Annotated in this window: 9 protein-coding genes; all 9 read right to left on the reverse strand. The window is 59.4% G+C overall.

The window, feature by feature from the left end; translation table 11 throughout:
- Positions 1-43: 43 nt before the first annotated feature.
- Complete coding sequence (locus tag CLH61_RS15535; protein ID WP_099615686.1) at positions 44-1,462, reverse strand: FAD-dependent oxidoreductase; 1,419 nt, start codon at positions 1,460-1,462, stop codon at positions 44-46.
- Between the two features lie 76 nt (positions 1,463-1,538).
- Complete coding sequence (gene gltB, locus CLH61_RS15540) at positions 1,539-5,993, reverse strand: glutamate synthase large subunit (RefSeq protein WP_099615687.1); 4,455 nt, start codon at positions 5,991-5,993, stop codon at positions 1,539-1,541.
- Positions 5,994-6,251: 258 nt separating this feature from the next.
- A complete protein-coding gene (gene aroB, locus CLH61_RS15545) occupies positions 6,252-7,355 on the reverse strand; it encodes a 3-dehydroquinate synthase (RefSeq protein WP_099615688.1) in 1,104 nt (367 codons plus the stop codon).
- Positions 7,348-7,914 carry a shikimate kinase AroK gene (aroK, locus tag CLH61_RS15550; protein ID WP_099615689.1) on the reverse strand — a complete coding sequence of 189 codons (567 nt, stop codon included), beginning with the start codon at positions 7,912-7,914 and terminating at the stop codon, positions 7,348-7,350. Before aroK ends, aroB begins: the two co-directional genes overlap by 8 nt.
- A 148-nt stretch (positions 7,915-8,062) precedes the next feature.
- On the reverse strand, positions 8,063-10,120 hold the full coding sequence (pilQ, locus tag CLH61_RS15555) for a type IV pilus secretin PilQ (protein ID WP_228152671.1): 2,058 nt from the start codon (positions 10,118-10,120) through the stop codon (positions 8,063-8,065).
- Positions 10,121-10,185: 65 nt separating this feature from the next.
- Entirely contained in the window at positions 10,186-10,734 is a 549-nt protein-coding gene (locus CLH61_RS15560) for a pilus assembly protein PilP (protein WP_099615691.1), read from the reverse strand.
- A 2-nt stretch (positions 10,735-10,736) separates the two neighbouring features.
- Positions 10,737-11,348, reverse strand: coding sequence for a type IV pilus inner membrane component PilO (locus CLH61_RS15565; RefSeq protein WP_099615692.1), 612 nt, complete (start codon positions 11,346-11,348; stop codon positions 10,737-10,739).
- Positions 11,345-11,911 carry a PilN domain-containing protein gene (locus tag CLH61_RS15570; RefSeq protein WP_099615693.1) on the reverse strand — a complete coding sequence of 189 codons (567 nt, stop codon included), beginning with the start codon at positions 11,909-11,911 and terminating at the stop codon, positions 11,345-11,347. Before CLH61_RS15570 ends, CLH61_RS15565 begins: the two co-directional genes overlap by 4 nt.
- Positions 11,911-12,975 carry a pilus assembly protein PilM gene (locus CLH61_RS15575; protein ID WP_099615694.1) on the reverse strand — a complete coding sequence of 355 codons (1,065 nt, stop codon included), beginning with the start codon at positions 12,973-12,975 and terminating at the stop codon, positions 11,911-11,913. The genes CLH61_RS15570 and CLH61_RS15575 overlap by 1 nt, the downstream gene beginning before the upstream one ends.
- Positions 12,976-13,145: the final 170 nt, after the last annotated feature.

The raw sequence follows: 13,145 nt of genomic DNA on the forward strand, positions 1-13,145 counted from the left end.
CCACCCCGGGGACAGGCTTGAGCCTGCCCCCCCCTTGGTTTTCCTACAGGTCGAGGTAGTCCATGATCCCTTCTGCGGCCTGACGACCCTCCCAGATTGCCGTGACCACCAGATCGGAGCCGCGCACCATGTCACCGCCGGCAAAGATCTTCGGGTTGCTGGTCTGAAAGCGGAACTGTGCATCTTCCGGCGCCGTTACCCGGCCGGAGTCATCGGTGGTAACACTCAGGTCATCAAACCAGTCAGCGGGGCTGGGACGGAAGCCAAAGGCGACCAGCACCGCATCCGCGGGAATGACTTCCTCACTGCCTGGCACCACCTCCGGGCGGCGACGGCCATTCTCGTCCGGCTCGCCCAGACGGGTCTGGACCACCTTGACGCCCTCAACCTGGTCTTCACCGATAATGGCGATAGGCTGACGGTTGAACAGGAACTTGACGCCCTCCTCCTTGGCGTTGGCCACTTCCCGGCGGGAGCCTGGCATGTTGGCCTCATCCCGGCGATAGGCACAGGTCACGCTGGTTGCCTGCTGCCGGATGGAGGTCCGGTTACAGTCCATGGCGGTATCACCACCGCCAAGAACCACTACCCGCTTGCCCTTCATGTCGATGAAGTCATCGGCGCTCTTTTCGAAACCAAGACGACGATTGACGTTAGAGATCAGGAATGGCAGCGCATCATAGACCCCTGGCAGATTCTCGCCGGGGAACCCGCCCTTCATGTAGCTGTAGGTACCCATGCCCATGAACACGGCATCGAATTCGTCGATGATGTCCTGCAGCATGACGTCCTTACCCACTTCGGTCGACAGGCGGAATTCCACGCCCATCTCCTCAAACACCTTACGGCGGCGGGCCATGACCGACTTTTCCAGCTTGAACTCGGGAATACCGAAGGTCAGCAAACCACCGATTTCCGGGTAGAGATCAAAGACCACCGGCTTGACGCCGTTACGCACCAGCACGTCGGCGCAACCCAGGCCGGCAGGGCCGGCACCGATTACCGCCACTTTCCGGTCGGTCCACTTCACCTTTGACATGTCCGGCTTCCAGCCGAGGGCAAAGGCGGTATCGGTAATGTACTTTTCTACCGAACCGATAGTCACCGCGCCGTAGCCGTCATTGAGGGTACAGGCGCCCTCACACAGGCGGTCCTGCGGGCAGACCCTGCCGCACACTTCCGGCAACGAGTTGGTCTGGTGACACAACTCCACTGCTTTCATGATGTTGCCTTCCGAAACCAGCTTCAGCCAGTTCGGAATGTAGTTGTGCACCGGGCACTTCCACTCACAGTAGGGGTTGCCGCAGGCCAGACAGCGGTGCGCCTGGGGGGCAGCCTGCTCCTGGGAGAATGGATGGTAGATTTCACCAAACTCTTTCTTGCGCTTCTTGGCCGGGACTTTCTTCGGGTCGACCCGCCCCACTTCCACAAACTGGAAGTCGTTGTTCAGACGTTCTTTCATGTTGACGCTCTCATCAGCTCGATTTCGACAGGGGCGGCGTCAGCGACGCCAGCCCCGAACCCATCACGTGCGGCCCTTACTCCGGACGCGCCCGGGTACTCGCCAGCAGGCTGCGCAGGTTCGCCGCCTTGGGTTTGACCAGCCAGAAGCGGCCGATGTAGTCGTCGAAATCTTCAAGGATATGCTCCGCCCAGGTACTGCCGGTTTCCGAGATGTGCTCACGGATGACGCCGCGCAGGTGGTTTCGGTAGGCCTCCATTTCCTCGCGGGAAATGCGCTGGATTTCCACCAGTTCGTGGTTGTACTTGTCCACGAAGGTGTTATCCAGATCCAGCACATAGGCAAAGCCCCCGGTCATGCCGGCACCGAAGTTATAGCCGGTGCTGCCCAGCACGGTTACCAGACCACCGGTCATGTATTCGCAGCAGTGATCGCCGGCACCTTCAACCACGGCATGGGCACCGGAGTTGCGCACCGCAAAACGCTCGCCTGCCGTGCCGGCCGCAAACAACTTGCCGCCAGTAGCGCCGTAGAGGCAGGTATTACCGATGATGGATGTTTCCTGGGTATTGAAGTTGCTGCCGCGGGGCGGCTTGACCACCAGCTTGCCGCCGGTCATCCCCTTGCCCACGTAGTCGTTGGCGTCGCCTTCCAGGATCAGGTTGAGACCACCCACGTTCCACACACCGAAGCTCTGGCCGGCGGTGCCCACCAGATCCAAAGTGATCGGCGCATCCGCCATACCCTGGTTACCGTGCCGGGCGGCGATTTCGCCGGACAGCCGGGCACCGATGGAACGGTCGCAGTTGGTCACTTTATAGCTCCAGGCGCCGCCGGTCTTGTCGGCAATCGCAGCCGCCACATCCTTCACCATCCGCTCGGCCAGGGTACCCTGGTCAAACGGCTGGTTGCGCTCGACCTGACAGGTCTGCGGCTTGTCTGCCGGAATGTGGTCATTGGACAGCAGCCGGCTCAGGTCCAGCTTCTGCTGCCGCTCGGTATCTCCCGGCAGGCGCTCCAGCAGGTCGACACGCCCCACCAGCTCTTCCAGGTTACGAACACCCAGACGGGCCATCCATTCACGGGTTTCTTCCGCCACAAAACGGAAGAAATTCATCGCCATCTCCACCGTACCCTTGAAGTGCTCTTCCCGCAGGTAGTCATTCTGGGTCGCAACCCCGGTTGCGCAGTTGTTCAGGTGACAGATACGCAGGTATTTGCAACCCAGGGCAACCATCGGCGTGGTGCCGAAACCAAAACTCTCGGCGCCGAGAATGGCGGCCTTGACCACATCAAGACCCGTCTTGATACCGCCGTCAGTCTGCAGGCGGATCTTGCCCCGCAGATCGTTGGCACGCAGCGCCTGCTGGGTTTCCGTCAGCCCCAGTTCCCAGGGAGAACCGGCGTAACGGATGGACGTCAGCGGACTGGCGGCGGTGCCACCGTCATACCCGGACACAGTGATCAGGTCGGCATAGGCCTTGGCCACACCGGCCGCAATGGTGCCGACGCCGGGCTCGGATACCAGCTTGACGGACACCAGGGCCTCCGGGTTGACCTGCTTGAGGTCAAAGATCAGCTGCGCCAGGTCCTCGATGGAATAGATATCGTGGTGCGGTGGCGGCGAGATCAGCGTCACGCCGGGCACCGAGTAGCGCAGGCGGGCGATCAGGTCGTTGACCTTGCCGCCGGGCAACTGCCCCCCTTCGCCGGGCTTGGCACCCTGTGCGACCTTGATCTGCATGACATCGGCGCTGCGCAGGTACTCGGCGGTAACACCGAACCGACCGGACGCCACCTGCTTGATCTTGGAGCGCTTCTCGGTACCATAGCGGACCGGGTCTTCACCGCCCTCACCGGAGTTGGAGCGGCCGCCGAGGGTGTTCATGGCAACCGCCAGCGCCTCATGGGCTTCGGGAGACAATGCTCCAAGCGACATGGCAGCAGAGTCAAAGCGGGGGAAAATGCTCTCCACCGGCTCAACCTCGGACAGGTCGATCCCCTGGATATCCTTGCGGAACGTCAACAGGTCACGGATAGTCGCCACCGGGCGTTCGTTGACCAGCCCGGCGTATTCCTTGTAGTGGCCGTAGTCCCCGCTGATGACCGCATCCTGCAACTTACCCACCACGTCGGGATTGAAGGCGTGGTATTCCTGGCCATGGACATACTTCAACAGGCCACCCGGCGAAATCGGCTTACGGGGCTTCCAGGCCACATCGGCCAACAGTTGCTGGTCCTGCTGGAAGTCGAAGAAACCGGCACCCTGAATGCGACTGGCGACACCGCGGAAGCAGAGATCGACCACTTCGTCGGCCAGACCAATCGCCTCGAACAACTGGGCACCGCGATACGAGGTGATGGTTGAGATCCCCATCTTGGACAGGATCTTCAGCAGGCCCTTGTTGATACCCTTGCGGTAATTGTTCTTGGCCTCGACCGGATCCATCAGCATTTCACCGGTGCGGATCAGGTCATTCAGGATCTGGTACGCCAGGTACGGATAGACCGCCGTCGCACCGAAGCCGAACAGTACGGCGAACTGGTGCGGATCACGAGCCCAGCCGGTTTCCACAATGATGTTGGAATCGCATCGCAGGCCACACTTCACCAAGTGGTGATGCACGGCGCCGGTCGCCATCAGCGCATTGACCGGCAACTCACCCTGCCGGAGATCCTTGTCGCTGAGGATCAACAGGACCTTGCCACTGCGCACCGCCTGTTCGGCCTGCTCACACACGCGGCGAACAGCCTGCTCCAGCCCCATTTCCGGGCTGTGGCTCAGGGCGATCCGGGCAACCTCAAAGCCGGGGCGCTCGTTGTTCTCGATCCGCAGGAACTTGGCCGGCGACAACACCGGCGTGGTCAGGATGACCCGGTCGGCGTGCTCCGGACCTTCCTCGAACACGTTTCGTTCCGCACCGAGACAGGTTTCCAGGGACATCACGATCGCTTCCCGCAGCGGGTCGATCGGCGGATTGGTAACCTGGGCAAACTTCTGGCGGAAGTAATCGCCAACATGACGGACCTTGCTGGACAGCACCGCCATCGGGGTGTCATCGCCCATGGAGCCCACGGCTTCCTGGGCACTCTCACCCAGCGGCCGCAACACCTGGTCCCGCTCTTCATAGGAGACGTTGAACATCTTCTGGTGAACCAGCAGATCCTCGCTTTCCATCAGGCGGAACTCGGGGGTGTCCTGGTTCAGCGTCGTCTCGACCCGCAGGGCATTTTCGCGCAGCCACTTCTTGTAGGGGTGCGCCGCCTTGAGGCGGTTATCGATGTCCCGGGTATGCAGCACCTCACCGGTCTCGGTGTCCACCGCCAGCATCTGGCCCGGGCCGACGCGGCCCTTGGCAACCACGTCATCCGGGGTATAGCCGTAGGTGCCGATCTCGGACGCCAGGGTAATGAAGTCATCTTTGGTGACCACCCAGCGGGCCGGACGCAGGCCGTTACGGTCCAGCATGCAGACCGCATAACGACCATCTGAGAACACCAGTCCGGCCGGGCCGTCCCAAGGCTCCATGTGCATGGAGTTGTACTCGTAGAAGGCCCGCAGATCGGAATCCATGGTATCCACATTCTGCCACGCCGGCGGGATCATCATCCGCACCGCACGGAACAGGTCCACACCACCGGCCAGCAGCACTTCGAGCATGTTGTCCATGCTGGATGAGTCCGATCCGGTGAGATTGACCAGCGGTTGCAGGGTCTGCAGATCCGGGAGGTCCGGCGAGCTGAACTTGGCGGCCCGGGCCAGTGCCCAGTTGCGGTTACCGTCAATGGTGTTGATTTCGCCATTGTGGGCGAGGAACCGGAACGGCTGAGCCAGCGGCCAGCGCGGCATGGTATTGGTCGAGAAGCGCTGGTGGAAGACACAGATGGCGGTCTGCAGATCCGGATCACCCAGATCCTTGTAGAAGTTGGCCAGGTCCGCCGGCATCATCAGGCCCTTATAGGCCAGTGTGCGGTGGGACAGGCTGCAGATATAAAACTCGGAGTCTTCCGCTTCGGCCATGTCGCGCTCAGCGTGACGACGACCGACAAACAAAGCGATAGAAAAATCTTTTTCGGATTTGCCGGCCGGCGCCACGAAAACCTGCTCGATGCGTGGCAGGCAGTCCAGGGCCATGGGGCCAAGGCAGCTGTTATCGGTGGGGACGTCACGCCAACCCAGAATGTCGAGCCCCTGCTCGGTCAGACGCTTTTCCAACGCTGCCTTGGCGGCAGCTGCCCTGGAGTCGTCCTGAGCAAGAAAGACCTGGCCGACTGCAAACATATCGCCGGGCTCTTTGCCAAAAGCGGCTTTCGCAGCCTTGCGAAGGAAGGCGTCAGGGCTCTGAATGAGCAGGCCACAACCATCGCCGGTCTTACCGTCCGCTGCAATACCACCACGGTGGGTCATGCAGGTCAGCGACTCGATGGCAGTTTGCAATAACTTGTGGCTTGGCTCGCCCTTCATGTGGGCGATAAGACCGAATCCACAGTTATCCCTGAACTCGTCGGGATGATACAAACCTGACATCATAAGCGTACTCTCACATAAGAAGTGCTTTTCAATCAAAGAGTTATAATCTAATTCCGTATAAAGTGACCCTTTGACACTGAAAATGGGGGCTGGACATTCTACACACGTAGAACTACGTACTCAAACCGAAATTGATTTACGGTAGGCGGAAAGCGCGGAAAGTTCGCAAACAAATTGTTTAAAATCAGGAAGCTGGAGAGCCATCCGGGGGCTTGACAAAAATCCGGAACGGCCCTCCAAAAACTGCAGAATGGTGGCTTAACGCGACGTGGAGGCTCCACAAAACGCCTCAAGAGTGGCTTGCAGGCTGTCACTTTTCACGTCAGAGGTTACCAGAGCATCACCCAGGGCTCGCAGCAGCACCAGCCGCAGATTACCGTCGACATTCTTCTTGTCGACGGCCATCAGCGTGAGGAAATCCTCCGGCGTCATACCCGCGGGCGCCTTCTCCGGCAGCCGCGCCCGACCGATCAGCACGCCTGCGCGCTCCGCATCGGCCGGCGCAATCAGCCCCAGCCGCACCGAAAGATCGGCCGCCATTAACATACCGGTGCCGACGGCCTCGCCGTGGAGCCAGTTACCGTAGCCGGCAAACGTCTCGATCGCATGGCCAAAGGTGTGGCCAAGATTCAAAATGGCCCGCAGGCCACCTTCCCGCTCATCCAGCGCGACCACTTCGGCCTTGCAGGCACAGGAACGGTGAATCGCCTCGGCTAACGCCTCTGGCTGGAGGCCGACCAGATCGGTGATGGCGCCTTCAAGCCAGCTGAGAAACGGCTCATCACGAATCAGGCCGTACTTGATCACTTCCGCCAGACCCGCCGATACCTCGCGGGGCGGCAACGTCTGCAGGGTCGCGGTATCAATCAGCACAGCTTCAGGCTGATGGAAGGCGCCAATCATGTTCTTGCCAAGGGGGTGATTGATCCCGGTCTTGCCCCCTACCGACGAATCCACCTGGGACAGCAGCGTCGTGGGAATCTGGATAAACGGCACACCGCGCTGGTAACAGGCTGCCGCAAAGCCGGTCATGTCGCCAACGACTCCGCCACCGAGCGCGACCAGGGTGGTCTTGCGGGTGTGGCGGCGCTCCAGCAGCGCATCGAAAATCCGGTTGAGGGTCTGCCAGTCCTTGTACTTTTCCCCGTCCGGCAGAACGACCGTATCCACCTGCTTACCCGGGAAACAGGCCTTCGCGGCCTCCAGGTAAAGCGGCGCAACGGTTTCGTTAGACACGACCATCACCTGATTGCCTGCCACATAGGGTGTCAGGTCCTGGCTTCCGAGCAGGCCCTGCCCGATCAGGATCGGATAACTCCGGTCACCCAGATCAACTTTCAGCTCGAGGACAGATTCACGCATGGTTTCGGCCTTCCTTTCGAATCTGGCGCTTATGGCGCGCCGTTTTCGGATTGATCCGGTTAATCAGCTGGCGCACCACCAGGCGGGGGCTTTTGCGGTCGGTGTACATCACGATATCCGCCAACCGGGTATAGATGGGGTCCCGCAGTTCGAACAAGTGGCGCAAAACCCCTTCCGGGTCGTCATTTTGCAACAATGGCCGGTTACGATCCCGACGTGTTCTTTCTACCTGCTGTTCGAGGGATGTCCGCAGATACACGATCAATGCGTCCTTACGCAGCACCGGGTGGTTCTCCGCCCTCATCACCGCACCACCGCCGGTGGCCAGAACGGTCTGGGGCTGCTCGGCGAGCTCGGCCAGCATGGCCGACTCCCGCTGACGGAACCCGTCCTCGCCCTCGACATCAAAAATCCAAGGGATATTTGCGCCGCAACGTTCCTCAATGATCCTGTCGGAGTCCAGGAAGCGATAGCCGAGTTCTCGTGCCAGCATCCGGCCGATGGTACTTTTACCGGCCCCCATCGGGCCGACCAGGACTATACGTTTGGGCAAAGACATAACTTCCGCTCATTGTTATTCAGGCGGCTGAGAATATCACAGAGCACCCGTTTCCCTAAGTTTCCTCCCTCACCCAAGCGGCAAAAATACGTCAGCCATAAAAAAACCGCCGGAGGTCCGGCGGTTTTCAAAGTCTTCAATCCGGTGATCAGTTCACCAGGTCACCCTTGAGAATCTTCGGAGTGATGAAGATCAGCAGCTCGCTGCGCTCATCAATCTTGGTCTTCTTGGTGAACAGGCGGCCCAGTACCGGGATATCCCCAAGTACCGGCGTCTTCACGGTGGTGGTAGAGGTTTCGGACTGGAAGATACCGCCGAGCACCACTGTTTCACCGTTGCGCACCAGCACCTGGGTAGTCACTTCGTTGGTGTTGATGCTCGGCACACCGGCAGTTTCCTGGCCACGGGAATCCTGATTCACCGTCAGGTCCATGATGATACGGTCATCCGGAGTAATCTGCGGGGTGACCTCCAGCGACAGGGCGGCCTCCTTGAAGGAAACCGAGGTCGCACCGCTTGAAGAGGCTTCCTGATAGGGAATCTCCTCACCGGATTTGATCTTCGCTGTCTGACGGTCAGCAGTCACTACTTTCGGCTGCGCCACAATTTCCGCCTGGCCATCGCTTTCGAAGGCGGACAGTTCCATGTCGAGGAGGAAGTCAGTGCCGATGTAACCGAAGGCAATGGACGACGTGTTGGTACGGGTTACGCCGAGATCCACGTTGAGGTCCGCCGGCAGGTTCAGCCCGGTGTTGGCAATACCGGCAACACCGCCCTGGCTGCCACCGACGATGATCTGGTCGGTGCCGCCATCCGCAGTGGCCCGACCCGCGGCGCCCCACTTGATGCCGATTTCTTCGGCCAGATCAGTCTGGGCACGAACAATACGGGCTTCGATCAGCACCTGACGCACCGGTACGTCCCAGGTGGACACCAGGCGACGGATTTCCTCCAGCTTTTCGGCAGTTTCGCGGACACTGATGGTGTTGGTGCGAACATCGGAGGAAATGAAGCCACGGGAAGAGATCAGCTCCTTATCTGCCTGGATCAATGCAACCACATCGGCGGCCTTGGCATAGTTAACCTGAATGATATCGAGGCGCACCGGTGCCAGCTCGGCGATCTGCTTGTTGGTTTCCAGCTCCAGCTTTTCGCGGGCGGCAATTTCGTCCGCCGGCGCAACCAGCAGAACGTTACCGATCTGCCGCTTGTCGAGGCCCTTGGTTTTCAGGATCAGGTCCAGAGCCTGGTCCCAGGGGACATTCTGCAGGCGCAGGGTAATGCTGCCGCTAACGGTGTCACTGGCAACCAGGTTCAGCCCGGTGAAATCAGCAATCAGCTGAAGTACCGAACGCACCTCGATGTCCTGGAAGTTGAGCGACAGCTTGTCACCGGTATAGGGGAATTTGTCTTCACGACGGGACTCCGCCTCTTCCTCGGTCAGCTTTTCCACGCTCACGGTGAACTGGGAACCCGATTGGTAGGCAATGTAGTCATAGTTGCCCTGGGGCCGGATTTCGACCACGGCATCGCCATCCATCATGAAGGTGTCGATGCGGGTAACCGGTGTGGCGAAATCGGTGACGTCCAGACGCCGACGGAGGTTCTCGGGCACACTGGTACCATCCATCACCAGGCGGATGCGACCGGCCGCTTCAGACAGGTCGACCGGCACATTGGCAGAGCCGAGATCTACAATGACCCGCCCTTCGCCATTTTCGCCGCGCCGGAAATCAACACCAGCCAGGCCACTGACCGCTGGTCGGGAACTGGTTGCCGGAGCGGCAGTGGCGGATGACGTCGGGGTAGCAACTGCCGGGGCACCTTCAGCAGCGCCGATGGTCAGCACCAGCGAATCACCATCGCGACGGGTTTCGTAAGGCGACAGCTCCACCAGATTAAAGATCAGGCGGGTGCGGTCCTTGGTTTCGACGACTGTCATGCTCTGGGCATTTCCGGAACCCAGGGAGATATTGCGACTGCTGAGTCCGCTCTGGGTATCCTTCAGGTCGACCGCGATCCGTGCCGGACGCTCAATGGTATAGCCGGAAGGTTCCGGCGGTGTGCCATCAAATTTCAGCGTCACTTCGGTGCGATCACCGGATAGCGACGAAAATGACACGTCTTCCAGCGTGACCGCATTGGCCAGGCCGGACAACAACCCAAAAGCAATCACGCCGACGTATACATTTAGTTTTCTGAACATCGCTAGCCTCGACCCCAAACTATTTTGTTCGTGCATGTTTCTTTCGTTATTCATTGTGCCGCTCCTTAGCCTTCTTCTTCGTCCAGTGCCAGGGTACGGGGACGCTCGACCCACCCGCCCCTGCCGTTGGGAACGATTTCGATAAGCTCGATGCGGTTCTCGCCCACACCGACGATGCGGCCGTAATTCTGGCCCATGTAGTTTCCGGTTCTGACCCGGTGAATCCCGCCATCGCTGTCTTTTACCAACGCCTGCAGCGTGCCGCCGACACCACTGAGAGTCCCCACCATATCCAGGCTCTTCAGGTCGTAGTTTTCCAGCACTTCCCGCGGCCTATCCAGATCGGGCTCGACATCACTGGCCGGCTCGTCATCCATCATGGTCAGCTGAACGTCAATAGGCGGCTCGAATGGCGCCCGCCGGTCCGCAGCGGAATAGCTGAATGCCTCATAGGCCTTGAACTCCGGCAACGGTTCCACGTAGCCGCGGGGCTTGGCCCGGGTTTCAGCCATGAACTGATCAATATCGGCAAAGCCATTACCCTGGGAACAGGCTGTCAGCAGGGATACCACACACACACCCAGCCAGGCCTTTCCTGCATGCTTCACTGCCATGCTTATTCTCCTGCCCGGTAACGGTAGGTGCGCGCCACGACCTGCATGTCGAGAATCTCGCCCTCACCGCCAGTTGGTTTAATGGTAAAGTCGTGCAAGGTCACGATCCGGGGCAGGCTGGCCACGCTGCTCACAAAAGACGCGAGCTCGTGATAGGAACCCGATACCCGGATGTTGATCGGCAGTTCGGCATAGAAATCCCGCTTCTGCTCTGGCTGCAGTTTGACCTCCTGCAGCGCCAGACCGTTACCCAACGCCGTATTGGTGATGTCCTCGAGCAGACCCGGCACCTCGGTCTCACTGGGCAGCTGGCGAACCAGGGCACCAAAGGTCTCCTCCATTTCTTCCATCTGCGCCTTGAACACCTCGAGGTTAGCCACCTGATAGGCCTTTTCCTCGTATTGCTTGCGCAGGTCAAGCTCGGTCTTTTCGACCCGCTCCAGCTGGGCATACTGGTCTTTGACAAAGAACCAGTAACCACCGCCAAGGATTGCGCCGAAAATGATCAGGATCACAATCGCCTTGACCGGCGCCGGCCAGATGCCGGCGTTATTGACATCAAGATCATTGATGTCGAACTCGTTCAGACTTTTCAGGGAATCCGCGAGGCTCATTTGCTCTCCTCCCCTTCGGCTTCCGGTGTCTTTTGCTGCACCGACAGGTTGAACTGGCTGTACCCGGCACGACGCTTATCGGCTGCGGCTACGTTGGTGAGGTTGGGGTCGGTGAACCAGTCTGACTCGTCAAACTTTCTCATCAGCGACGAGATCCGGCTGTTGGACTCCGCCATCCCGACCACATCGATGCGGTCGCCCACTTTCTTCAGGTCGGTATAGAACAGACCGTCCGGCAGGGTGCGCACCATCTCGTCAAACACTCTCACGATGACCGGGCGCTTGCCCTGCAAGTCCTGGATGACCTTCATCCGGGCCAGCAACTCATCACGCTTGCGCTTGAGGCTCTCGATTTCCTTGATCTGGGCATCGAGCTGCTTCATTGCGGTCTGGATGTAGGCGTTGCGGGACTGCTGGTAGGCAATCCGGCTATCCATGTCGGTTTTCCACAGGAAAGCCAGACCGGCGGCCAAGATTGCCGCCCCCAGGATCATCACCACGAACTGTTTCTGTTTTTCCGCCCGGAGTTCTTCACGCCACGGCCTGAGGTTGATCTTTGCCATCAGTCAAAGCTCCTCATCGCAAGCCCGCAGGCGATCATCAGGGAAGGCGCATCATTGCCAAGTGCCGATGCGTTAACCCGCGAACCCACTGCCATATCTGCAAACGGATTGGCAATCAGGGTCGGGGTGCCGGTTTTTTCTTCGACCATTTCCGTCAGCCCCGCAATGGACGCCGTACCTCCGGCCAACACAACGTAATCCACCGCGTTGTACTGACTGGCACCAAAGAAGAACTGCAGAGCACGGGCAACCTGCTGCACCACTGCCTCCCGGAACGGGTTCAGCACCTCGGCCTCGTAGTCATCGGGCAGACCGCCCTGCTTCTTCGCGAGCCCGGCCTCCTCAAGGGAGAGGCCATACCGGCGCTGAATTTCTTCGGTGAGCTGCTTGCCACCGAACACCTGCTCCCGGGTATAGACCGTCTTGCCGTCGGCCAGCACGCTGAGTGTGGTCATGGTGGCGCCGATATCGACGATCGCAATCACCAGCTCTTCACCCTGGGATTCCAGCTGGGATTCGATAAGTTCGTAGGCGCGTTCGAGGGCGTAGGCCTCGACGTCGACAATCTTGGCGGTCAACGAGGCAATTTCGAGGGCATCCTCACGGATATCGACATTCTCCTTGCGGCAGGCCGCAAGCAGGACATCAACCCGGTCCGGATTGGTTTCCGATGGACCGAGGACCTCGAAGTCGATGGCAACTTCGTCGAGGGGATAAGGAATGTACTGATCTGCCTCCAGGGCGATCTGGTCTTCCATCTCGAACTCGTTGAGGCCACCATCCATCTGGATGACCTTGGTGATGACGGCAGAGCCGGATACGGCCACAGCCACCTGTTTCAGGCTGGTGCGGGACTTCGAGGCAACCCGTTTGAGCACCTCACCCACCGCCTCAACGTCGGTGATATTTTTTTCGACAACCGCGTTGGCCGGCAGCGGCTCGACAGCATAGCTCTCGACCTTGTAGCGGTTACCTTGTTTTGATAATTCCAGCAATTTCACCGAGCTGGAACTGACGTCCACGCCCAGCACTGCACTGGATTTCTTTCCGAACAATCCGAACACGCGCTCACCCTATACCTGGTTACATGCACCCGGTTATGTGTTTTTTATTTAAGAGAATTTCTTCAGTTTTCCGTCTACAATGCCAGTTCTCATATCGCGAGAGGCATTGTAGTGGTGAAGTGACCCAGTCCTTCCTAAAGCAATTTCTCAAATGATAGACCTATATCCAA

It is taken from the genome of Marinobacter profundi (assembly GCF_002744715.1).
Classification (GTDB): Bacteria; Pseudomonadota; Gammaproteobacteria; order Pseudomonadales; family Oleiphilaceae; genus Marinobacter; species Marinobacter profundi.

Coding starts and splice junctions, on each gene's coding strand:
- CLH61_RS15535 (WP_099615686.1), bottom strand. CDS start 1,462: ATGAAAGAACGTCTGAACAACGACTTCCAGTTTGTGGAAGTGGGGCGG.
- gltB (WP_099615687.1), bottom strand. CDS start 5,993: ATGATGTCAGGTTTGTATCATCCCGACGAGTTCAGGGATAACTGTGGA.
- aroB (WP_099615688.1), bottom strand. CDS start 7,355: ATGCGTGAATCTGTCCTCGAGCTGAAAGTTGATCTGGGTGACCGGAGT.
- aroK (WP_099615689.1), bottom strand. CDS start 7,914: ATGTCTTTGCCCAAACGTATAGTCCTGGTCGGCCCGATGGGGGCCGGT.
- pilQ (WP_228152671.1), bottom strand. CDS start 10,120: ATGTTCAGAAAACTAAATGTATACGTCGGCGTGATTGCTTTTGGGTTG.
- CLH61_RS15560 (WP_099615691.1), bottom strand. CDS start 10,734: ATGGCAGTGAAGCATGCAGGAAAGGCCTGGCTGGGTGTGTGTGTGGTA.
- CLH61_RS15565 (WP_099615692.1), bottom strand. CDS start 11,348: ATGAGCCTCGCGGATTCCCTGAAAAGTCTGAACGAGTTCGACATCAAT.
- CLH61_RS15570 (WP_099615693.1), bottom strand. CDS start 11,911: ATGGCAAAGATCAACCTCAGGCCGTGGCGTGAAGAACTCCGGGCGGAA.